Source organism: Kangsaoukella pontilimi (assembly GCF_009830125.1).
Lineage (GTDB): Bacteria > Pseudomonadota > Alphaproteobacteria > Rhodobacterales > Rhodobacteraceae > Kangsaoukella > Kangsaoukella pontilimi.
In genome coordinates this window covers 1,761,323-1,783,405 of the sequence record NZ_WUPT01000001.1, presented here as the reverse complement: position 1 = coordinate 1,783,405, position 22,083 = coordinate 1,761,323, and the positions used below count along the sequence as shown (strand labels likewise).

At 64.3% G+C, this 22,083-nt stretch carries 22 protein-coding genes; 18 read left to right on the top strand and 4 right to left on the bottom strand.

The window, feature by feature from the left end; genetic code table 11:
- Window positions 1-62 precede the first annotated feature (62 nt).
- From GQ651_RS09060 to GQ651_RS08990, 16 genes are all read left to right on the top strand, one after another.
- Window positions 63-1,493: a Glu/Leu/Phe/Val family dehydrogenase gene (locus GQ651_RS09060; RefSeq protein ID WP_160763999.1), complete on the top strand. Its 1,431-nt coding sequence runs from the start codon at window positions 63-65 to the stop codon at window positions 1,491-1,493.
- A 213-nt stretch (window positions 1,494-1,706) separates the two neighbouring features.
- Window positions 1,707-2,120, top strand: coding sequence for a TadE/TadG family type IV pilus assembly protein (locus tag GQ651_RS09055; RefSeq protein ID WP_227258014.1), 414 nt, complete (start codon window positions 1,707-1,709; stop codon window positions 2,118-2,120).
- Between the two features lie 9 nt (window positions 2,121-2,129).
- Window positions 2,130-2,552 (top strand): TadE/TadG family type IV pilus assembly protein, encoded by a 423-nt coding sequence (locus tag GQ651_RS09050; protein WP_160763835.1) that lies wholly within the window; start codon window positions 2,130-2,132, stop codon window positions 2,550-2,552.
- A gap of 1 nt (window position 2,553) precedes the next feature.
- Window positions 2,554-4,017: a Tad domain-containing protein gene (locus GQ651_RS09045; protein WP_160763834.1), complete on the top strand. Its 1,464-nt coding sequence runs from the start codon at window positions 2,554-2,556 to the stop codon at window positions 4,015-4,017.
- 144 nt (window positions 4,018-4,161) lie between these two features.
- Window positions 4,162-5,415 carry a sarcosine oxidase subunit beta family protein gene (locus GQ651_RS09040; RefSeq protein ID WP_160763833.1) on the top strand — a complete coding sequence of 418 codons (1,254 nt, stop codon included), beginning with the start codon at window positions 4,162-4,164 and terminating at the stop codon, window positions 5,413-5,415.
- 57 nt (window positions 5,416-5,472) lie between these two features.
- Window positions 5,473-5,733: a sarcosine oxidase subunit delta gene (locus GQ651_RS09035; RefSeq protein ID WP_160763832.1), complete on the top strand. Its 261-nt coding sequence runs from the start codon at window positions 5,473-5,475 to the stop codon at window positions 5,731-5,733.
- Complete coding sequence (locus GQ651_RS09030) at window positions 5,730-8,642, top strand: sarcosine oxidase subunit alpha family protein (protein ID WP_160763831.1); 2,913 nt, start codon at window positions 5,730-5,732, stop codon at window positions 8,640-8,642. Before GQ651_RS09035 ends, GQ651_RS09030 begins: the two co-directional genes overlap by 4 nt.
- Entirely contained in the window at window positions 8,635-9,174 is a 540-nt protein-coding gene (locus GQ651_RS09025) for a sarcosine oxidase subunit gamma (protein ID WP_160763830.1), read from the top strand. Before GQ651_RS09030 ends, GQ651_RS09025 begins: the two co-directional genes overlap by 8 nt.
- Before the next feature lie 138 nt (window positions 9,175-9,312).
- Window positions 9,313-11,277: a DNA primase gene (gene dnaG, locus GQ651_RS09020; protein WP_160763829.1), complete on the top strand. Its 1,965-nt coding sequence runs from the start codon at window positions 9,313-9,315 to the stop codon at window positions 11,275-11,277.
- A gap of 110 nt (window positions 11,278-11,387) precedes the next feature.
- Complete coding sequence (gene rpoD / locus GQ651_RS09015; RefSeq protein ID WP_160763828.1) at window positions 11,388-13,379, top strand: RNA polymerase sigma factor RpoD; 1,992 nt, start codon at window positions 11,388-11,390, stop codon at window positions 13,377-13,379.
- 53 nt (window positions 13,380-13,432) lie between these two features.
- Window positions 13,433-13,768, top strand: a complete 336-nt coding sequence (locus tag GQ651_RS09010; RefSeq protein ID WP_160763827.1) for a hypothetical protein — start codon at window positions 13,433-13,435, stop codon at window positions 13,766-13,768.
- A 26-nt stretch (window positions 13,769-13,794) separates the two neighbouring features.
- Window positions 13,795-14,052: an HlyU family transcriptional regulator gene (locus tag GQ651_RS09005; RefSeq protein ID WP_319637373.1), complete on the top strand. Its 258-nt coding sequence runs from the start codon at window positions 13,795-13,797 to the stop codon at window positions 14,050-14,052.
- A 37-nt stretch (window positions 14,053-14,089) separates the two neighbouring features.
- Complete coding sequence (locus tag GQ651_RS18705; protein ID WP_227258013.1) at window positions 14,090-14,251, top strand: hypothetical protein; 162 nt, start codon at window positions 14,090-14,092, stop codon at window positions 14,249-14,251.
- A gap of 9 nt (window positions 14,252-14,260) precedes the next feature.
- Window positions 14,261-14,833: a dihydrofolate reductase family protein gene (locus GQ651_RS09000; protein WP_160763825.1), complete on the top strand. Its 573-nt coding sequence runs from the start codon at window positions 14,261-14,263 to the stop codon at window positions 14,831-14,833.
- On the top strand, window positions 14,830-15,204 hold the full coding sequence (locus tag GQ651_RS08995; RefSeq protein ID WP_160763824.1) for a hypothetical protein: 375 nt from the start codon (window positions 14,830-14,832) through the stop codon (window positions 15,202-15,204). Before GQ651_RS09000 ends, GQ651_RS08995 begins: the two co-directional genes overlap by 4 nt.
- Window positions 15,205-15,207: 3 nt before the next feature.
- Window positions 15,208-15,621: a secondary thiamine-phosphate synthase enzyme YjbQ gene (locus GQ651_RS08990; protein ID WP_160763823.1), complete on the top strand. Its 414-nt coding sequence runs from the start codon at window positions 15,208-15,210 to the stop codon at window positions 15,619-15,621.
- 2 nt (window positions 15,622-15,623) lie between these two features.
- On the opposite strand, the gene GQ651_RS08985 is transcribed toward GQ651_RS08990, so the two are convergent.
- Window positions 15,624-15,827, bottom strand: a complete 204-nt coding sequence (locus GQ651_RS08985; RefSeq protein WP_160763822.1) for a dodecin family protein — start codon at window positions 15,825-15,827, stop codon at window positions 15,624-15,626.
- A 213-nt stretch (window positions 15,828-16,040) separates the two neighbouring features.
- Here GQ651_RS08985 and nrdR point away from each other — a divergent pair, with 213 nt between their 5' ends.
- On the top strand, window positions 16,041-16,505 hold the full coding sequence (gene nrdR, locus GQ651_RS08980; protein WP_160763821.1) for a transcriptional regulator NrdR: 465 nt from the start codon (window positions 16,041-16,043) through the stop codon (window positions 16,503-16,505).
- On the top strand, window positions 16,502-17,599 hold the full coding sequence (gene ribD, locus GQ651_RS08975) for a bifunctional diaminohydroxyphosphoribosylaminopyrimidine deaminase/5-amino-6-(5-phosphoribosylamino)uracil reductase RibD (protein WP_319637372.1): 1,098 nt from the start codon (window positions 16,502-16,504) through the stop codon (window positions 17,597-17,599). The genes nrdR and ribD overlap by 4 nt, the downstream gene beginning before the upstream one ends.
- Here ribD and GQ651_RS08970 read toward each other — a convergent pair.
- From GQ651_RS08970 to GQ651_RS08960, 3 genes are all read right to left on the bottom strand, one after another.
- The gene (locus GQ651_RS08970) at window positions 17,586-19,574 is read right to left on the bottom strand and encodes a capsular polysaccharide biosynthesis protein (RefSeq protein WP_160763820.1); all 1,989 of its coding nucleotides are present in this window, start codon (window positions 19,572-19,574) and stop codon (window positions 17,586-17,588) included. The genes ribD and GQ651_RS08970 overlap by 14 nt on opposite strands.
- Window positions 19,571-20,701 (bottom strand): polysaccharide biosynthesis/export family protein, encoded by a 1,131-nt coding sequence (locus tag GQ651_RS08965; protein ID WP_319637370.1) that lies wholly within the window; start codon window positions 20,699-20,701, stop codon window positions 19,571-19,573. The genes GQ651_RS08970 and GQ651_RS08965 overlap by 4 nt, the downstream gene beginning before the upstream one ends.
- A 97-nt stretch (window positions 20,702-20,798) precedes the next feature.
- Entirely contained in the window at window positions 20,799-22,076 is a 1,278-nt protein-coding gene (locus GQ651_RS08960) for a capsule biosynthesis protein (RefSeq protein WP_160763818.1), read from the bottom strand.
- Window positions 22,077-22,083: the final 7 nt, after the last annotated feature.

Sequence of the window (22,083 nt, the reverse complement as noted above, 5' to 3'; positions counted from 1 at the left end):
GAAAATTGTGCGGTTTGTGAACGGGCCGCGAAAGAACATTCAGGGAGGACTTGGTGATGGACATGCGCGCCACGAATGAACCGACGTTTCGCGAGAGCGTCGATCTTATGTTCAACCGCGCGGCAGCGCTGATGGACCTGTCGCCGGGTCTGGAAGAGAAGATCCGCGTCTGCAACTCGACCTACACCGTGCGCTTCGGGGTGAAGCTGCGGGGCAAAATCCAGACCTTCACCGGGTATCGCTCGGTCCATTCCGAGCATATGGAACCCGTGAAGGGCGGTATCCGCTATTCGCTCGGTGTCAGTCAGGACGAGGTTGAGGCGCTGGCGGCGCTGATGACCTACAAATGCGCCCTCGTGGAAACGCCCTTTGGCGGCTCGAAAGGCGGGCTGTGTATCGATCCGCGCGAATACGAGGAAGACGAGCTCGAGCGGATCACGAGGCGCTTCGCCTATGAACTGGCCAAACGCGATCTGATCGACCCCGCGCAGAACGTGCCCGCGCCCGACATGGGCACGGGCGAGCGCGAGATGGCGTGGATCGCAGACCAATACGCCCGGATGAACACCACCGATATCAATGCGCGGGCCTGCGTCACCGGCAAACCGCCCCATGCGGGCGGTATCCAGGGCCGGGTCGAAGCGACGGGGCGCGGCGTGCAATACGCGCTTCAGGAGTATTTCCGTCATGCCGAGGACGTGGCCGAGGCGGGGCTGTCCGGCACGCTCGACGGCAAGAGGGTCGTTGTTCAGGGCCTCGGGAATGTGGGCTACCACGCCGCCAAGTTCCTGTCCGAAGAGGACGGCGCGAAGATAGTTGGGATCATCGAGCGTGACGGTGCGCTGGTGGATGATGACGGTCTGGATGTCGAAGCCGTCAGCCAGTGGATCCGGAACCATGGCGGAGTGAAGGGCTATTCGGCCGGAGCCTATGTCGAGGACGGGGCGAGTGTCCTGGAAATTGACTGTGACATTCTGATCCCCGCTGCGCTGGAAGGTGTCATCAACCTGTCCAATGTCGAGCGTATCAAGGCGCCGCTCATCATCGAGGCCGCCAACGGTCCCGTTACGGCGGGCGCGGACGAGGTTCTGCGCAAAAAGGGCACCGTGATCATCCCCGACATGTACGCCAACGCAGGCGGCGTGACCGTGTCCTATTTCGAATGGGTCAAAAACCTGAGCCATATCCGCTTCGGCCGGATGCAGCGCCGTCAGGAAGAGGCGCGCCATATGCTGATCGTGCAGGAGCTGGAACGGCTGAGCGAGCATTTGGGCGACGCGTGGTCCATGACACCGAGCTTCAAGGAGAAGTACCTCAGGGGCGCGGGCGAGCTGGAACTGGTCCGTTCGGGTCTCGATGACACGATGCGGGGCGCCTATCAGGCGATGCGTGAGGTGTGGAGGTCTCGTGACGATGTCACCGACCTCAGAACCGCGGCCTATATCGTCGCGATCGACCGTGTGGCGGCGAGTTACCGTGCAAAAGGGCTGTAGAGGCGAGCGATTCTCGCCTCATTTTCCGGCCCTTTCGGTGACAGTCCCGCAAATCAGGCCGTGTTGTTTCGGCATCGGAGACGGCGTCTCTCAAAAAAGCCGCAATTCGACGAATTGCTGACATATTTCTTGCCTCTGGGTTAAGCTGATCGCGTTCTCACGGCCAAGTACCCCCCGGTCGTGAAGTTGATTGGTTAACGAGTAGGTGCCGTTATGCACGTCCCCCACGGGCCCATTTGGGCAACTCTAGCGCGATTCCGTTCTGATGAACGCGGTGCCATCACGGTCGAGTCCGTGCTCTGGATGCCGATTTACATGCTGTTTTTTGCATTGATCGCGGATGTTTCGATGATGTTCCACAGCCAGGCCAAGGTCACCCGCATCGTGCAGGACGCGAACCGCCTTGCGTCGTTTCAGATCCTCGAAGACGCCGACGCTGTTGAGAATAACGTAAAGGCACGTCTGGCACCCTTTTCGAAGAACGCCAGTGTCGAGACGACGCTGGGTTCGGGCGCTGTGGCGACGACCGTCACGATGCCGGTCACGGATGTCGCGATCATCGGCTTTGTCGGGAAGCTCTTGGAATTCGACATCACCGTTTCGTCCATGCATCTGGTTGAAAGCTGAGGTTCCCCCATGTCTGTCAGCAAATTCCTTTCCTCCGCCGCGCGCCTCAATCGCCGTTTCCGGAAAAGCGAAGACGGCGGGGTCACCGTCGAAGCCGCGATCTGGCTGCCGTTCTGGATCCTCTTCATGATCGGGATCGGTGAAATCGCGCTGCTCTTCAACGGGCAGGCCGCGGCGCTTGACGTCACTCAGGATGTCCTTCGCTCCTATTCTATCGGCGACATCACGTCCGAGACCGAAATCAAGGCACGCATCGTCAAGGCTCTGGCAAGCATCAGCGACGACGTTTCGGTCTATTTCTTCATGGCCGATGGCATGGCCACGGCGTCGGTCACTGTACCGGCTAGCGATCTTTCGGGTGGGTTTGGCATTTTCTCGGCCATGTCGGGTTTCGACGTGACCATCACAACCCAGCAGATGCGGGAGATTTGATATGACCCGGTTGCCCATGAATGATTATCTCAAGCGCACCCTCGACGGGGCGCGGGACGAGACCGGCGCGATTTCCGTGCTGAACCTGTTCTTCACCGTCGCGCTCGCCATCTTCGCGGGCCTTGCCATCGACATGTCGAGCCTGATCTCGGCGCGGACGCAGCTTCAGGTGGCTGCTGACGTCGCCGGTCATGCGGCGCTCTACACCCGGACCGAGACCGGCGACCCGGACCTGGCCAAGGATACCGCCGTCAAGGTGGCCGCCGCCAACATGGAGCAGAGTCGCTTCGGCACGATCCTGGAGACGTCGGATATCCATTTCGGCACCTACGATCAGGTCTCCAAGTCCTTCACCGTCGATGACACGAAGCCCAACGCGGTTTGGGTCGAAACCAGCCGCCTCGGCGAAAAGGCCAACCCGGTGTCGAGCTTCCTGTTGCAGTTCATCGGCTTCTGGGACTGGGATGTGCGGACGACCTCGGTCTTCACCCGCGAAGTGCTGCCCTGCACGACCGACGGCTTTTACGCGAATGGCCGCGTGGACATGCAGTCGAACAACAAATTCATGAACGGCTTCTGCGTCCACTCCGACACGCAGGTCGAGATGAATCAGAACAACTTCTTCGACTACGACAATGGCGTTCGCGTCTCGATGCCGACCTTTTCGAACCTGATCATCCCGGACAACGACTACACGAAGAACACCAATCTTGACGCGGCGCGGATGGAGCGGGGCCCTTACAATCTGAATGTCGAAAAGCTGATCGACGAGATCATCGCGGGCATCAAGTCGGGGCATGTGGACTACGCGCGGAGCTATATCACCAACCTCACGGTTCTGGATGTCACGCCGGGATCGGGTGCGGGTGGCTCGGGCGGCGGCTCGATCACCGGCACGGTGACCGATGGGGTCGAGACCGTGGTGGAGGTTGCTGTGGATACGACGGACACCACCAACACCAACGGCTCCGGCAAGAAAGAGCTGTCGATGGCCGACCTGACGAAGGGCCGCATCCACCAGGTGAGTTGCACCAGCGGCAACACCCTGTCGGTCGCGGCCGAGACCTTTGAGGACGTCGTCGTCATCACCGATTGCGACTTCGCCTTCGCCAATGGCGTGGTCCTGTCGAACGCCACTTTCATCACCGAAAGCACGGACATGGACAGCTCCATCGGCTCGCCCCAGGGACTGACCATCGGTACGGCCTCCGGCTGCGCCACGAACGGCTCTGCCACTTTGGTCACGCGGGGCGGCATGAAGTCGGCGGCCAAGATCAGCATGTTCGGCGGCCAGATCATCGCAGCCGGCAACGTGAACTTCGCGGCACAGGGGCTGGGCTTCGGCAGCGCCTCGGTGATTGCGGGCGGTGAGATCGATGGCACGTCGCTGGCGACATTCGCCGGATGCACCGTGGGCAACGGCCACTTCTTCACCGTGATGGGACGCCCCCGTCTGCGCGGCTGACGCCGGAGAGTTTGCAACCGGTCAGGGGCGCTTTCGGGCGCCCTTTTCCATGGTGCGAGGTCCGTTTGCGTCACGGGTCGTCGTATTAGGCGATTGCCAAGCGCCCGCCGAGTTGTTTCGATCTCCTCAGGCAGAGGAGGGACGATGCGCTATTCTGGGTTTCGCGTATTTCGCGAGGGGTTGCGCCGGAACAGCGGCTGGCAGCCCCTCTGGCGCGATCCCGAACCGAAACCGGCCTATGACATCGTTATCATCGGCGGCGGGGGGCACGGCCTTGCGACGGCGTATTATCTGGCAAGCGAACACGGTCTGACGAATATCGCGGTTCTCGAGAAGGGCTATCTGGGCGGCGGCAATGTGGGCCGGAATACGACCATCGTCAGGGCCAATTACCTGCTGCCGGGCAATTCGGAGTTCTACAGCCACTCGCTGAAGCTCTGGGAAGGGCTAGAGGGCGCGCTCAATTTCAACGTCATGCATTCGCAGCGGGGTGTCCTGAACCTTTTTCATTCGGACGGGCAGCGGGATGCGGCGGTCCGGCGCGGGAATGCGATGATAAATCAGGGGGATGACGCCATTCTGCTGGACCGTGAGGGTGTTCGCGAGAAGGTGCCGTTTCTCGATTTCGATAACCACCGTTTTCCGGTCTATGGCGGGCTTTTCCATCCAAGAGGCGGTACCGCGCGGCACGATGCCGTGGCCTGGGGCTTTGCCCGCGGCGCCGACATGCGCGGCGTCGACCTCATCCAGAATTGCGAAGTGACTGGCATCGACATCGAAGGCGGCCTCGTGCGCGGCGTCCAGACCACGCGGGGCGCGATCCGGGCGGGCAAGGTTGGCATCGTCGTCGCCGGGCGGTCGAGCCAGGTGGCGGCGATGGCGGGGCTTCGCCTGCCCATCGAAAGCCACGTCCTGCAGGCCTTCGTGACCGAAGGTCTGAAGCCCTGTCTCGACCACGTGGTGACCTTCGGCATGGGGCATTTCTATATCAGCCAGTCGGACAAGGGCGGTCTGGTCTTCGGTGGTGATCTGGATTTCTACGCCTCTTATGCGGCGCGGGGGAACCTGCCCATGGCGGAGCACGTGATGGAGGCGGGGATGAGCCTGATGCCGATGATCGGGCAGGCGCGGGTTCTGCGCTCCTGGGGTGGTATCATGGACATGTCGCCAGACGGCTCGCCCATCATCGACCGGACGCCGGTCGAAGGGCTCTATCTGAACTGCGGCTGGTGCTATGGCGGGTTCAAGGCCGTGCCGGGTTCGGGTTTTGCCTTTGCGCATCTTCTGGCCCAGGACCGTCCGCATGAGACCGCCGCGCGCTATCGTCTCGACCGGTTCCGGACGGGTTCCGGGCTGATGGATGAAGAGGGTACCGGCTCTCAGCACAACCTGCATTGAGGGGGCTGGCGCAGGTGTATCAGGATCGCTCTTTCATCGCCGGTTCGGAGGGCGCTCATGCGGATTGAATGTCCCCATTGCGGCGAAAGGGACCTGAGAGAGTTCACCTATCGCGGTCACGCTCTTGCACTTTCCCGACCTTCCGAAGGGGCCAGCGCGGAAGAATGGGACGATTTCCTGCACAATCGCGACAATCCCGCGGGCGCCACCCAAGATCTCTGGCGGCATGACCCCTGCGGCGCGTGGCTGGTGGCGGAGCGCAGCACCACGACCCATCAGGTGCGCGCCACCCGCGCGGTTCGGGGCGGCGAGGCATGAGAGTCCGGGGCGGACATGAGATCGACCGGCGCACGCCCATTCGCTTCACGTTCGATGGCCGCGTCATCGAGGGGTTTCAGGGTGACACCGTCGCCTCGGCGCTGATGGCGGCTGGGGTGCGGCTGGTCGGGCGGTCGTTCAAGTACCACCGACCACGGGGGCTCGTCACCGCCGGGTCGGACGAACCGAACGCGCTCGTCACCACCGGGCAGGGGGCCGAGCAGCGCCCCAATACGCGGGCGACGATGCAGGAGATCTGGCCGGGGCTGGAGGTGCAGTCCCAGAACCGCTGGCCCTCGCTTTCCATCGATGCCATGGCGGTCAACGATCTGGTGTCGCCCTTTCTGGGCGCGGGGTTCTACTACAAGACCTTCATGTGGCCGAGGAGCTTCTGGGAGAAGGTCTATGAGCCTGCGATCCGGCGGGCTGCGGGGCTTGGTGCCTTGTCCGGCGACAGCGCTGCGGACCGGTCCGAGAGGGCCTTTGCCCATTGCGACCTGCTGGTGATCGGCGCCGGACCGACCGGGCTGATGGCGGCGCTGACGGCTGCGCGGGCCGGTGCCGACGTGATCCTTGCCGACGAGAACACGCGGCCGGGCGGGCGTCTCCTGTCCGAGCGGATCGAGGTGGGGGACGAACCCGGCGCGGAGTGGGCGGCGCGTGCTGCGGCGGAACTGGCCGCGATGCCCAACGTTCGGATATTGTCCCGCACCACCGTGACCGGCGCCTATGATGGCGGCACCTTCGGGGCGCTCGAGCGTGTGGCGCTTCACGCGGCGCCGGGTGCGGCCCCGCCGGAGTGTTTCTGGCGGATCGCCGCGCGGCGGGCGGTACTGGCGGCAGGCGCCCTCGAGCGTTCGATTGCCTTTCCGTCCAACGACCGGCCCGGCATCCTGATGGCGGGGGCAGCGCGGAGCTATCTTCACCGCTGGGGTGTCACACCTGGCAAGCGGGTCGCGATTTTCGGCAATAACTCAGATATTTACCGAACGGCGAAGGACCTTTCGGCGGCGGGTGTAGAGATTGCCTTTGTCGCGGATACACGTCCGGGAGAATCAGGCAAAGGTGACTGGCCGGTCTTTCAGGATGCCCGTGTCGTCGCCACGAGGGGGCGGCGCGGTCTGAGCGGTATCAAGCTCGACCATTCGGGCGGCACCGCGCAGCTCCGTGCGGATGCGCTGCTGGTGGCGGGCGGCTGGAACCCGGCGGTACACCTGACCTGCCACATGAATGGGCGTCCGGTCTGGGACGAGGCCATCGCAGCCTTCGTTCCCGCGCCGGGCGCTGTGCCGGGCCTGATCGCGGCAGGTGCTGCGGCGGGGCGATTTTCCACGGCCGCGTGTCTGGCGGACGGTGTCAGGGCTGCGGGTGAGGCGCTTGAGGAACTCGGGTATTCCCTTCGCGGCCGCCCCGATCTGCCGGAAGCGGAAGATGCGCCCTACGACATCACACCTCTCTGGACGGTGAAAGCGCCGGGCCGGGCCTGGCTGGACCTTCAGAACGATGTGACGACCAAGGACGTCCGGCAGGCGGCGCAGGAGAACATGACCTCGGTCGAGCATATGAAGCGCTACACGACCCAGGGCATGGCGACCGATCAGGGCAAGGGGTCGAACGTGCAGGCGCTCGCCGTTCTGGCCGATGCGACCGGGCGCGGCATCGCCGCCACCGGTACGACCACCTTCCGCCCGCCCTATGTTCCGGTTCCGATCGGGGCGATGGGCGCGGGCGCCCGGGGCGAGGGCTTCGCGCCCCGTCGTCTGAGCCCGACCCATGCCGCCTGCGTCGCGCGGGGCGCGCCGATGATCGAGGCGGGGCTGTGGATGCGCCCCTCCTATTTTCCGCGGGATGGCGAGCGAGACTGGCGCGAAAGCTGTGACCGCGAGGTCGGGCATGTGCGCCACGCGGCAGGCGTGGCCGACGTCTCGACCCTTGGCAAGATCGACGTGCAGGGGCCAGACGCCGGGAGGTTTCTGGATTTCGTCTATGCGAATGGAATGTCCGGGTTGGCACCGGGACGTGTCCGTTACGGGTTGATGCTCCGCGAGGACGGCCATGTCATGGACGACGGCACGGCGGCGCGACTGGGGGACGCGCATTTCCTTGTCTCGACCACGACAGCCGCAGCGGCACAGGTCATGGCGCATATGGAATTCGTGCAGCAGGCCTATCTGCCGGACCTCGACGTCGCGTTCTCGTCCGTCACCGATGCCTGGGCGCAATTCGCAGTGGCGGGACCGCGCGCGCGGGACCTGCTGGACCGCGTGCTGGACAGGCCTGTCTCGTGGGACGGTTGGCCCTTCATGTCCTGTGGCGATGTCTCTGTGGGCGGCGTTCCGGGACGGCTTTTCCGAATCTCGTTCTCGGGCGAGCTTGGCTACGAGATCGCGGTGCCGGCGCGCTATGGCGGGGCGCTGTTCGAGGCTCTGGTGGCGCGGGCCGAGGATATGGGCGGTGGTGCCTACGGCATGGAGGCGATGAATGTCCTCAGGCTGGAGAAGGGATTTCTGACCCATGCCGAGATGCATGGCCGCGTGACCGCCTTCGACATCGGGCTACAGGGAATGCTGTCGGCGAAGAAGGATTTCATTGGCAAGGGCGCGGCGGCGCGACCGGGGCTTCTGGATGCGACCCGCGAGCGGCTTGTAGGGCTCAGAGCAGTTGAGCCGGAGGATCGGATCGTGGCGGGGGCGCATCTTTTCGGCGAGACGGGCTCTGAGGGCTATGTCACCTCGGCCGGGTTCTCGCCCACGCTCGGTGGCTTCATCGGCCTCGGCTTTCTGAGGAATGGGCCGGAACGGTACGGTGAGCGTTTGATCCTCAAGGATCGGCTGCGGCGGATCGAGGCGAAGGTGGATGTTGTCGCGCCCGGTCCGTTCGACCCAGAGGGAGGCCGGATGCGTGGTTGAACTGATGGCGCAATCGCCGGTGTCCAGTCGGCTGCCACTTGAGATCGGTGGCGTCACGCTGGCGCTGGCAGAACCGGGGCGCGTCACCTGGGTTGCGGTTCGGGACGACGGCGCGCTTGCCAGTGCGTTGGAGGAAGAGGTCGGTTGCGGCCTGCCGACCGCGCTTAGGTCGACCACAGCGTCTGGATTGCGGCTGGTCTGGCATGGACCGGGGCAGGTGCTCGCCATCGGCGCGCTGCCCTCTGCGCTGGCGGGTCTTCCGATGACCGATCAGAGCGACGGCTTTGCCTGCCTGGCGCTGTCCGGCCATGGCGCGCGGGATGTTCTGGCGCGGCTGACGCCGGTCGATCTTCGCGGTCACGTCTTTCCTGTGGATGGCGCTGCGCGAACCCTCCTTGGGCATATGACGGCGACACTGATCCGGGAGGGCGATGCGGCTTGGCTTTGCCTTGTGCCGAGGTCGATGGCGGATAGCGCGGTTCACGACCTGACGCGCGCGATGGAAGGTGTCGCGGGGCGGGCGACGCTGTGACCGGATTTCGTCGTGGGCTTTGCCCGCGCCGACCGGCCGGGGGAGCGCTGCTCCCCCGGACCCCCTCGGAGTATTTTCACCAAGAAGAAGAGGCGCGCGCGTCTGGACTCGGACCGAGGCGGCGCCGATAGTGAGACCATGAGTCTGCCACCCGGTTTCATGGACGAGCTTCGCAGCCGCACCTCGCTCGCGCAGGTGGTGGGGCGGAAGGTCATGTGGGACCAGCGGAAGTCCAACCAGGGCAAGGGCGACATGTGGGCGCCGTGCCCATTCCATCAGGAAAAATCCGCTTCTTTTCATGTAGATGACCGAAAGGGCTTTTATTACTGCTTCGGCTGCCATGCGAAGGGGGACCTGTTTTCCTTCGTTCAGGAAACCGAGAATGTAGGCTTCATGGAGGCGGTCGAGATCCTGGCCCGGGAGGCCGGGATGCAGATGCCCGCGCGGGACCCGAAGGCGCAGGAGAAGACGGACCACCGCGCCAAGCTGGCCGAGGTCATGGAGCAGGCGGTTCAGTTCTTTCGCCTGCAGCTGAAGACCGGCGGCGCGGCGGCGGCGCGGGAGTATCTGGCGGGGCGCGGGCTGTCGGGTGCGGCGCTCGACCGGTGGGAGATCGGTTTCGCGCCGGACGGCTGGCAGGGGCTTTGGGACCATCTGACGGGCAAGGGCGTGGCCGAGGAATTGATCCTGGGCGCGGGACTGGCCAAGCCCTCGAACCAGGGCAAGCGGCCCTATGACACATTCCGGAACCGGATCATGTTCCCGATCCGCGACGTTCGGGGGCGGTGCATCGCTTTCGGTGGCCGGGCGATGGACCCGAACGACAACGCCAAATACCTGAATTCACCGGAAACCGATCTCTTCGACAAGGGGCGGAGCCTGTATAACCACGGGCCGGCGCGCGAGGCGGCGGGGAAGGGCCAGCCGCTGATCGTTGCCGAGGGCTATATGGATGTAATCGCCTTGTCCGAGGCGGGGCTGGCGGCGTCTGTGGCGCCCCTTGGTACGGCGGTGACCGAGGATCAGGTCCGGCTTCTCTGGCGGATGCATGACGAGCCGGTGATCGCGCTAGACGGGGACAAGGCCGGGTTGAGGGCTGCGCTGAGAGTGATAGACATCGCGCTGCCGATGCTCGAGGCGGGCAAGTCGCTTCGCTTCTGCCTGATGCCAGAGGGGTTGGACCCCGATGATCTGATCCGCGCCGAAGGCGCCGGCGCGATGCGGAAACTGGTGGAGGGGGCGGTGCCGATGGTGCGGCTGCTCTGGCAGCGCGAGACCGAGGGCCGCGTCTTTGACAGCCCCGAGAGGCGCGCGGCACTGGACCTGTCGCTGCGTGAGGCCGTCAGGAAAATCGCGGACCCGTCGATCCGACGCCATTATGGAGACGAGCTGAACCGCCTCCGCCGGGCGCTTTTCGACCAGGGTGGGCCGGGTCGCGCGCGCGGGATGGGCCGGCCCTTCGCCATGGGGCGTGGCGGACGCTTCGCCGGACCCGCAACGCCGATGGTCGAGACCAAGGCAAGCGCGCTCGCCGCCGAGGGCGCCGCCTTCGAGGATCGGCTCCGCGAGGCGGTGATCCTTGCCACGCTGCTGCGGCACAGGTCGCTTTTGCCTGAGTTCGTGGCCGATCTGGAACGGCTGGACACGACCGATCCCGATCATGCCGCTGTGCAGGGCGCGCTTCTCTACCTTGCCGGCGACGGGTCTCTCGAAATCGAAACGCTTTGTCCGCCGCACGCTCTTGAAAAGGTCCACGCGCCGGCCCATGTGCGCATCGCGCCGGGGGTGCAGCCGCACGCGACGGAAGACGTCGCGCGGATGTCCTTGGCGGAAGAGTTTGCAAAGCTGACAGCGCGTCGGGGCGCCGAACGGGAGATCGCCGAAGCCATCGAGGATGTCGAGGGCCTGGTAGATGAAGGTCTGACCTGGCGGCTTGGCCAGGCGGCCGAAGCGCGGGCGGCGGCAGAGCGGTCGGGGCAGGAGGATCGGGCGGAATACGACACCGGACCCAACGGGGCGCGAATCAGACGTGAAGAGAAATCTGCCTTCTCTGCTCTGCTGGATCGAATCGACTTCGCCAAGAGCGGCCGCCGGGAACCGTAGCAAAAACGCTTTGCAAGCACATAAACAAGGGCCGCGCGGGTTGAAGAATCGTGATTCGCGCTAGATGATTCGGGTTGAAACCGAATCACAAGTTTTGTCGGGAGAGCCGCATGGCCGCCAAGGACACGGACGAGCGCAAACAAGACGATCAGGAAGGCGATGTCGTTCTCGACATGAGCCAGGCCGCGGTCAAGAAGATGATCGCGGATGCCCGCGAGAAGGGCTACATCACCTACGATCAGCTCAATCGCGTTCTCCCGCCCGATCAGGTGTCCTCGGAACAGATCGAAGACGTCATGTCGATGCTGTCCGAGATGGGCATCAATATCATCGAGGACGAAGAGGCCGAGGATGACGACGGCGACGGCAAGTCGACCGAGGTCGTTGAAACCTCTTCGTCGCGTGAGGTGGCGGTCTCCACGACCGAGACCGAAAAGCTGGACCGCACCGACGATCCGGTACGCATGTATCTGCGCGAGATGGGGTCGGTCGAGCTTCTGAGCCGCGAAGGCGAAATTGCCATCGCCAAGCGGATCGAGGCAGGCCGGAACACCATGATCGCCGGGCTTTGCGAAAGCCCGCTGACGTTCCAGGCCATCACGATCTGGCGCGACGAACTTCTGAGCGAGGACATCCTGCTTCGCGACGTCATCGACCTTGAGACCACCTTCGGACGGTCCATGGGCGAGGATGACGAGGACGAGCCTGTGGTCGGCAATGTTGATGTCGACGCCTCGGCCAATACCGAGAAGAAATCCGACGAGCCCGAACTCGACGCCGACGGCAACCCGATCCGGACCGACGATGACGAGGACGAGGACGATCAGGCCAACATGTCGCTGGCCGCGATGGAAGCCGCGCTCAAGCCGCGCGTGCTGGAGACGCTCGACCGGATTGCGCGCGATTACACTAAGCTGTCGGACATGCAGGACCTCCGCATGTCCGCCACGCTGAACGAGGATGACAGTTTTTCGGCCAAGGAGGAAAAGGCCTATCAGAAGCTGCGGTCCGAGATCGTCGAGCTGGTGAACGAGCTTCACCTCCACAACAATCGGATCGAGGCGCTGATCGACCAGCTTTACGGCATCAACCGCCGGATCATGTCGATCGACTCGTCCATGGTGAAGCTGGCCGACCAGGCCCGGATCAACCGCCGCGAGTTCATCGAGGAATATCGCGGCTACGAGCTTGACCCGAACTGGCTGGACCGGATGGCCGAGAAGTCGGGCCGTGGCTGGCAGACGCTGCTTGAGCGCTCGACGCCCAAGATGGAAGAACTGCGCGCCGAGATGGCGCAAGTCGGCCAGTATGTCGGTGTCGACATCCCCGAATTCCGCCGCATCGTCCAACAGGTCCAGAAGGGCGAGAAAGAAGCCCGTCAGGCCAAGAAGGAAATGGTCGAGGCGAACCTGCGTCTGGTGATTTCGATCGCCAAGAAATACACGAACCGCGGCCTGCAATTCCTTGATCTCATTCAGGAAGGCAACATCGGCCTGATGAAGGCCGTCGACAAGTTCGAGTATCGCCGCGGCTACAAGTTCTCGACCTATGCGACGTGGTGGATTCGTCAGGCTATCACCCGGTCCATCGCGGATCAGGCGCGCACGATCCGTATTCCGGTCCACATGATCGAGACGATCAACAAGCTGGTCCGGACCGGCCGTCAGATGCTGCACGAGATCGGCCGCGAACCGACGCCGGAAGAGCTGGCCGAGAAGCTGCAGATGCCGCTCGAAAAGGTTCGGAAGGTGATGAAGATCGCCAAGGAACCGATCAGCCTCGAGACCCCCATCGGGGACGAAGAGGACTCGCAGCTTGGCGATTTCATCGAGGACAAGAACGCGGTCCTGCCGCTCGACAGCGCCATTCAGGAGAACCTGAAGGAAACGACGACGCGGGTTCTGGCCTCGCTCACGCCGCGCGAGGAGCGGGTGCTGCGGATGCGTTTCGGTATCGGCATGAACACCGACCATACGCTGGAAGAGGTCGGCCAGCAGTTCAGCGTGACCCGCGAACGTATCCGCCAGATCGAGGCAAAGGCGCTTCGGAAGCTGAAGCACCCCAGCCGGTCGCGGAAGCTGAGGTCGTTCCTGGATCAGTGAGTCTTTCTCGAGAGCATATCGAAGAGCTCCGGGCACGCATCAAACGTCCCGAGGTGTCGCATGCTCTCGATGACATTATCGCATACTTCCTCGCCGCGCCGGAGTTGGTTCCGAAAGGCAAGACAGCAGGTCTAAAAAAGGCGCTACACGTAGAGTGGAAGGGGCGAGACGTTTTTGGTTTGATTGCCAATGCCGAATGGCTGTTGTGGTACTTTCGGCGACCGGGAGTAACATGCGGACTGTTCGAATATTCAGAGCTTCTGGAAACATTCCCGGACGCCAAAATGTCGGGTCGCTCAGAAAAAGACAAAGCTGAGCTGACCTTGAGAATAAGAAATCTTGACGATGCGCAGAGGTTGCTCGTCTCGGTTGATAAACTTTTCCGCTAACTGAAAGGGGGTCCGGGTTGTCGATTTTGAAGAGACTTTTCGGCGGCGGCGGGTCCGGCACGAAGACCGAGGCGGAAGCCACGGATCACAACGGTTTTTCCATCGTCCCGAACCCTCAGAAGGAGGCCGGAGGCTGGCGCGTGGGCGCTCGGATCGAGAAGGGCGGAAAGGTGCATCAGCTGATCCGGGCCGACACGATCCAGGATCAGGACCAGGCCATCGAAGCGTCGGTCCGGAAGGCCAAACAGGTGATCGACGAGCAGGGCGAGCGGCTCTTCGGTTAAGTCTTTCCCGGTTCAGGCGCTGGGGCTATCGTTCGACATGGACCCGATTTCACTGACTTTCTACGCCGTCATCTGCGGCATTCTCAGCCTCTTCGCGCCGTCGCTTGGCGGGCGGGTGCCCCGTCTCGCCATTGGCGCGGTTGTCGGGATCATCGCCGCGACGGTGCTTCCGGTGATCCGTGCGGCTGTCGGCTCCTGACTCGTTGCCATGACGCATTTTACCCTGACTGTTGCCACCAGCGCCGACGGCTACATCGCGCGGGCAACCGATGACGCGCCGCAGTCATGGGCCAGTCCCGAGGAGCAGGCGCTGTTCTTTCGGGATGTCGAGGCCGCGGACTGGGCGATCATGGGGCGGCACACCCATGAGGCGGCGGACAAGCCGCATCGGAGGCGTATCATCTTCTCGACGGGCAGGGGCGGCTGGCGGCGACCGACGCAACTGTGGCTCGATCCGCGCGATCTGACGCCGGGCGATCTGGCTGGGCGGGTTGCCGGCGTGGCACCGCTCGAGCGGGGGCTGATCCTTGGCGGAACGCGGGTGCATGACTGGTTTCTGGCCCATGGCGCCATCGACCGGGTGAATCTGACCGTGGAACCGGTCACATTCGGCGGCGGCTTGCCGGTCTTCTCCGACAGCGCGGGAGAGGATCCGGTCGGACTCTTCACACGGCACGGCTTCGCCATTTTGTCGGAAGAGGTTCTGAACGGGGAGGGCACGCGCTATCTTGAGCTTGAAAAGGCGGTGCTGCCGGACGGTCTGACATCGGAGGCAAGATGAATTCACTCAAGGCCACTGCAATCGGGGCCGTGCTGCTTGCGTTTCCGGGGGCGTCTGACGCCTTCGTGGCGGAGAACGGGCTGGTGGTAGAACCCGGCCCCGCCCGTGGTTTCGAGGTGACCTATCGCGGCCGCTCGGGGGCGCCGGCCTTCTGGTGCGCCGCGGGGGATTACGTGACGCGCCATCTTGGCCTTCGGCCCACGACGCGGATCTATCGTGTCTCCACCGGTCCCCGCCGTGGCGGGGCGGCGATGCGGTTCAGTCTGGATGCGGAGGGCGCCAAGAGACCGGGGCTTTTCATCTGGTCGGATGACAAGGGCCTGACCGCATCCTTTGCGCGCCAGTTCTGCGATCTGCCCGGAAGCCGCTGACCCGTGGCGGAGGTTATCGACATCGAAACCAGTGGACCCGGACTTTACGAGTTCACCGGAAGGCTCGCCTCGTTCGCCAAAGGGGACGGGGTGCTGACCGTTTTCGTGCGCCACACATCCTGTTCGCTTCTCATTCAGGAAAACGCCGATCCCGAGGTTCAGAGTGACCTTCTGGCCTTTTTCAATCGGCTGGTTCCGCCGTCCGATGACCCCTCCATGAGTTATCTCACCCACACCTATGAGGGGCCGGACGACATGCCAGCCCATATCAAAGCAGCGATGCTGCCGGTCAGCCTGTCGATCCCGGTCACGGGAGGGCGGCTGATGCTGGGTACGTGGCAGGGCGTCTACCTGTTCGAGCATCGCAGGCGACCGCATACCCGTCAGGTCGCGGTCGCCATGATACAGGCAGTCTAGGTTCAGTCTTCGAGAACGAAGGTCACCATCATGTTGACCTGATAGTACATGATCGAGCCGTCCTCGACGGAGACGCGCTGTTCCTTGACCCAGGCGGATTTCACGTTGCGAAGCGTCTTGTTCGCCCGCTCGATGCCGCTGGCGACGGCGTCGTCGAAGCTTGTCTTCGAGGTGGCGGAAATTTCGGTAACGCGTGCAATGGACATTTCAGTATCTCCCTTTGTCTAATGTCAGTCCCGTCAGGCGCTGATCGTCTGCGGTGACACGACCTCAATGCGGCGCCGGGGCGCTCCGTTCCCGGATTTCCCGAATTCAGCATCTTGCGCCCGGATTTCGCCCCTACCCAAAATGACGGGGCTCCCCTATAGTCTCGGTGGGTAGGTCAGAATGGACCCCAATCAGGCAGGGAGAAGAGGCGGATGCGCTGCCCGTTTTGCGGAAATATCGACACTCAAGTGAAGGACTCGCGACCGGCGGAAGACCATGTCGCGATCCGCAGGCGGCGGTTCTGTCCGGCCTGCGGCGGACGGTTTACCACCTATGAGCGGGTGCAGCTTCGTGACCTCGTGGTCATCAAATCCAACGGGCGGCGCGAGGATTTCGACCGCGACAAGCTGGAGCGTTCGATCCGCATCGCGTTGCAGAAACGTCCCGTCGAACCTGAGCGTATGGACCAGATGATTTCGGGCATCGTGCGGCGTCTTGAGAGCATGGGCGAAACGGACATTCCGTCCCATACGATCGGTGAGATCGTGATGGAGAGCCTCGCCCGGATCGACACCGTGGCCTATGTCCGGTTCGCCAGCGTTTACAAGAATTTCCAGGCCGCGGACGATTTCGACAAATTCGTCAGCGAACTGCGCCCCGCGCCCCCGGAAGAGTGACCGACACCGACCGGCGCCACATGGCTCATGCCCTGTCGCTGGCAGGGCGGGGTCTGGGCCGGGTCTGGCCCAATCCGGCGGTGGGCTGTGTGCTGGTTCGGGATGGTCGCATCGTTGGGCGTGGCCGGACCGCCGATGGCGGGCGCCCCCATGCCGAGCGCGTCGCTCTGGATATGGCGGGCGATGCCGCGCGGGGGGGCACGGCCTATGTCACGCTGGAGCCCTGCGCCCATCACGGACAGACGCCGCCCTGCGCCGATGCGCTGATCGATGCCGGGGTCGCGCGGGTGGTCGTCGCCCATGAGGACCCCGATCCGCGCGTGGCGGGCGGGGGCGTCGCCCGTCTCAGGGCGGCCCGGATCGACGTAACGGTCGGGTGCCTTGAGGGGCAGGCCAGGGCGATACAAGCCGGGTTCCTCAGCCGCGTGACCCGTGGCCGTCCCTGGCTGACGCTGAAGCTGGCGCTGACGCTTGACGGTCGGATCGCGACCGCTTCGGGGGAAAGCCGCTGGATCACAGGCCCCGAGGCGCGCCGCCGCGTTCATGCCGAGCGTGCCGCCCACGACGCGGTTCTGGTGGGCGCGGGAACGGCGCGGGCCGATGATCCCGACCTGACTGTCCGGGGGCTGGGCGATGTCGGACCGGGGCGGGTTCGGATCGTTCTGTCGCGCCATCTGCGCCTGCCGCGAGACAGCCGCCTGTTCCAGAGCGCGGGGGATCCGCCCGTCTGGCTGATCCACGCCGGGGCCGACGCGGGCGACGTGGGCGCGTGGGAAGACGCAGGCGCGCGCGTGATCGAAGGCAGGTCGCTCGGCACGCAGGTTGACTTGGCTCACGCCTTCGAGGCGCTCGGGCAAGCCGGGCTGACCCGCGTCTATTGCGAGGGTGGCGGCACGCTGGCCGCGGCGCTGATGACTGCCGATCTGGTGGACGAGTTGCAGGTCTTCTCCGCAGGCAAGCTGATCGGCGCCGAAGGGCAGCCCGGGATGGGCGCGCTCGGCCTGGCGCGGCTGTCGGAGGCGCGGGCTTTCGATCTGGCCGAGGTGTCGGCGCTTGGCGGGGACATTTTCCACCGCTGGATCAGACGCGTCTGAAGAACCTCTGCAGCCGCCCGAGAAGGGTCTCGCCCGGCAGATCCGCTTCGTCGCTTGCCAGAAGCGCGACCGTCTGTTCCGGGGACAGGGGCGCGCCCGTCGCAGGGTGGAAGTAGCGCGGGTATCCAATGAGACAGGCATGGATCAGCCCTGCGCGGGTCACGTCCTTTCCGCGATGCGCGGGCGCGGGCATCCGGTCGTCGGTCAGACCCCACCCGGCATAGAACGGCATTCCCAGCGTCGTCACGGGCTTGCCACGGAGAAGCGCCTCGAAGCCGAGTGTCGAGGTGATCGTCCAGACCTCGTCCGCCACGTCTATCGCGGCGGCGGCCCCCGCGCCGGTCAGCGCCACGTCGGCAAGTCCTTCGAGGTCGCTTTCCTCGACCCGGCCTTTTCGCAGCCCCGCTTCGACATCGGGATGCGGCTTCCAGATGATCAGCGCATCGGGATTGGCCTGCCGCGTCTCGCGAAGCAGGTAGATATTCCGCCTGATCTCGCCAGCGCCCATCAGGATGGAGGCGTCGTCTTCCACCTGTCCGGCCACAAGGATCTTGCGCCTCGGGTCGTCGAGTGACGGGGGAACGTCACTCTGACCGTATTTCGTCACGCCCGCCTTCGCGATGCGACGGGCAAGCGCTTCGGCGCGGCGAAGCTCTCCCTCGGGCAGGTCGCCGGAGGCTGCGATCAACCGGTCCAGCCGGCTTTCGCGGGTCGGGTCGAAATAGATGCCGCTATCATCCAGAACCAGCGATGCGGGCGGCGTCAGGCGGGCGCCAAGACCGCGGGAGCGGAGGAAGCCGTCTTCCATCCGGATCGTGCCGTCCGGGGCCTCCGCGCCGCCCCAGACCACCGCGCTGCGACCGTCTTTCTGTGCCAGGGTCTTCGCTTTGTCCGGGCTACTGGCGAACTTGAGCCGTTTTTCCTGTCCGAAAGCGTGCTGCAGGTGCGGGCGTTTCCAGCGCCGGATGCCTGCCGCGACATAGCCGGCCCGATCTTCGCGCCATTGCCGGGTCTGGGCATCCAGAATGGAGAGCGCATCCTCAACCTCGCACAGGCGGTCCGCCAGCGGATCGTACCAGACCGGGTAGAGGATCATGGCCGCCGCAAAAAGCTGCGCGCGGGAGAGCGTCCGGTCCCGCCGTGGGATCAGGTCCTCGTCCTGTGTCAGGCCCCAGCCGGCGTAAAAGGGCTGTCCGAAGACGCGCGGCTTGTGGCCTGCGTAGATCGCCTCGAACCCAAGCGTCGAGGAATGGGTATAGACCGCGACCGCGCCCTCGAAGAGCACCCATGGGCTAATTGGGTCCGAGTAGGGTTCGGCACGATCTACGCCACGGAGGTCGTCCAGCATTCCTTTCCGTGCGCCGCCCGCCGTCTCGGGGTGCTGCTTGACCAGAATGCGCGAGGCCGGGTTCTCGGCTGCGGCTGTCGTCAGCATCTGGCGGAAATCGTCTCGCGTGGCGCCCATCAGCGCGGCATCGCCCTCGGTCTGGTCGATCACGACCGCATAGCCTGGATCGGGCGGGGCGAGGTCGGGATCTGTGGCGGCGTATTTGCCCAGATGCGCATGGCGCATCCGCGCGGCTGCGTCGCGGGCACGGTTCAGAAGATGCGTGTCGTCCAGCGGATGAGTAGCCAGAAGAGTCTCGAGGTCAGATGGCACGCTTGCGTCGAAATGCACGCCCGTTCGGTCGAGGCAGAGGCCAAGGGGCAGGCTGTCTCGCAGGCGCGCAGGGTGCACCGATCTGAGAAACGCGTCCTCGACCGTCAGGACCGGGGCTTCCGTCCAGCCGGCGACCTTTTCGCCGCGCCAGGCGGTGGGGCTCCTGCCCCAGAGGCCGACCCAGTCGCCCTCGCCGGGAAGCCCCGTGGTTACGTCCCATCCCGCCAGCGACAGGATGCGCTTCAAACCGGGCTTGAGCAGCAGCCCGCCATTGTAGACGCAAAGCCGCGTGGCGGCGGCGGTGCCGTCGGTCACTCGACCAGCGTCTCGATCGACGCGGCCGCCCCAAGGGGCTGGACGATTGCGGACAGGATCTTGCTGAACTGGGTGTAGGGCGCCTCGGTGACGTAGATCGTGTCGCCATCGCGAATATCGAAGTCGCGGGCCACGAAGACACCGTTGGGGCTGGTCAGGTCAAGGACATAGACCACACGCTGTTCGTCCACGAAATCGTTCCGTGCCAGCACTGCGTTGGCGACCTCGGGGGTCTCGTCGCGGAAGACGAAGATGCCGGTCGGGTCGGCAAGGTTGGGCGAGAGACCGCCCACATTGGCCATCGCCTCGATCGCGGTAAGGGTCGGGGTGTCGAAAGGCACCTTGGTCTGCGCTCCGGTCGCGCCGAGCGCGGTGAAGGACCGGTTGTCCTGTTCGACAAGGATGCGGTCGCCCGCGCGGAGCGAAATGTCGAGCGCGGGGTCGCGGTAGAGGTCGCTCAGCCAGACGGTGCCGGATTCGTGGCCCCGGATCAGCGTGACCTGGGTGATGTCAGGCGTAAGCGTAATGCCACCCGCCTGCGCGAGCATGGCGGTCAGCGTGCGGGTCGGACGCTCGATCGGGTAGACCCCCTGACCGCCGACATTGCCGATGAGCGACACGGTCGCGCCGTCGCCCGCCACGCGGTTTACGAGGACCTGCGGGTCGGGCGTCTGCGCTTCCAGCTTTTCGGTGATGATCCGGCGGATCGCCTCGGGCGAGTTGCCTGCAGCGCGGATGCGGCCGGCATAGGGCACGAATATGAAGCCGTTACCGTCGACCTGGATTTCCTGAAGCGCGGCGCCGCCCGTACCGGCAGAGGCCAAAAGGCCATCCTGAACGTTTTCCCAGATCCGGAGGCTCAGGGTATCGCCGGGTTGGATCGTATCCGAGCCGAGCGTCGCGGCATTGATCAGTTTCGTGGGGAATCCGAGCGCAGGTGTGACCGAGGTCAGCTTTGCGACCCTGTCATCCACGGTCACGATATATGCATCGCCCTGCTTCTGGACGGAGCCAGCGAAGATTTCGTTCTTGGTGGGACCTGTACGCGGAAGGGCGCAGCCCGACACCAGCGCAACGGCCACAGAAAGCGCGACGGCGCGCCCGTAGGGACGGTGAATTCGAAACACTGCTCGGTCTCCTCGACCTTGTTTTTTGCCTGCCTCGGCCTGTTTTGCTGAGATGCTAGTCGCGCGCAGTCTCGTTTTCCAGAAAATTTCCGGGGCCTTAGGCGACGATATGCAACTGTTGCCTGTCGGACGCAGGGCTTTGAGCCAGTTTTTCATAAGGGTCGCGCGGGCTCAGCATCATGTCCGGCACCCGGCGAAGCGCCTCTTTCCTGCCGCGCGCTGAATAGAAACCGCCATGCACCTGTGACGTCGCCAAAAGGTACTGACGATAGGTCAGATATGCCTCGTGGTCGGGCGCGACGGGGTCGGCAAAAAAGGCGGCAAGAGACTGACCAGAAGCAAATTCGGGCCGGTCGTAGATGGCGCGGCCAAGTGCCCTCAGCGGCAGTCCGCGCCAGAGCGCCTGCTCGGCGGCGGTCGAGTTTACGGTTACAGCCGATGCCGCGCGATCGAGCAGATTGGCGAGCTTTCCACCGGTGACGAGATGAACCCGGCCCCGAAGCCCGTGACGGCGTGTCAGGTCGGCGATGAGCGGCGGTAGAGGCTCTCGCCCGTCTTCCAGTGGGTGCGCCTTGATCACGAGGTGGTGATGCCGTGGCGCGCCATGGGCGAAGCCGTTGAAGACTTGCATCAGGAAGGCGGCCTGAGACGGGATGTCGGAATGATCGCGGAAGTTCGCGTCATGGGCCAGTTGGCAGAGGACCACATGGTAGGGGAAACGGCCGTTCCGAATGCGCCAGGTCACGATACGACGTTGCAGGCGACGCCAGGGCAGTGTCGTCAGGTGATTGATATAAAGTGCGAATTCGCCTTTGGGGCCGGGCTGACGGTGCGGTCTGTAGCCCGGATGCCAACGCTCTCCGACCAAAAGAAGGAAATGGTAGACCGCGCCCCAGAAGATGTGCTGTCGCATCGCCCCCCATCGGTCCGGTGCCGCACGCAGGTGACCCGGACGGTGGGCAAGGGCGTCCGACATCTCGGTCAGACTGATCTCCATAAGACGTGAACCGGCGTTGGTGCCGCCCCGCTCGTAGGTGATCCAGTAGGGACGGAGGTACCCCTCTTCGAATACGTGAAAAGTCAGGCCAAGGGCCTCGGCCACCCCTCGCGCGGTTGCGTGAAGCGGGCGGCTCGCTCCGTAGCAGACGATATCGGTGATCCCGTCGCGCGCGATCCGGTCGCGAAGCGTGTTCTCCCAATCCTCGGGCCCACCGTCGAAGCGTTCGTATCCGGGCAGGCGGCCCCAGAAGATCCGGTCGCCAAGCGTCACGCCGATCCGCCCCACCTCGGCCCCGGCAGCGACAAGCTGACGGGCGAGGGACGCGAAGAAGGGACCGTGTGGGCCCTGAAGAAAGAGAAAGCGACGCTGTGCCATCGCCTTT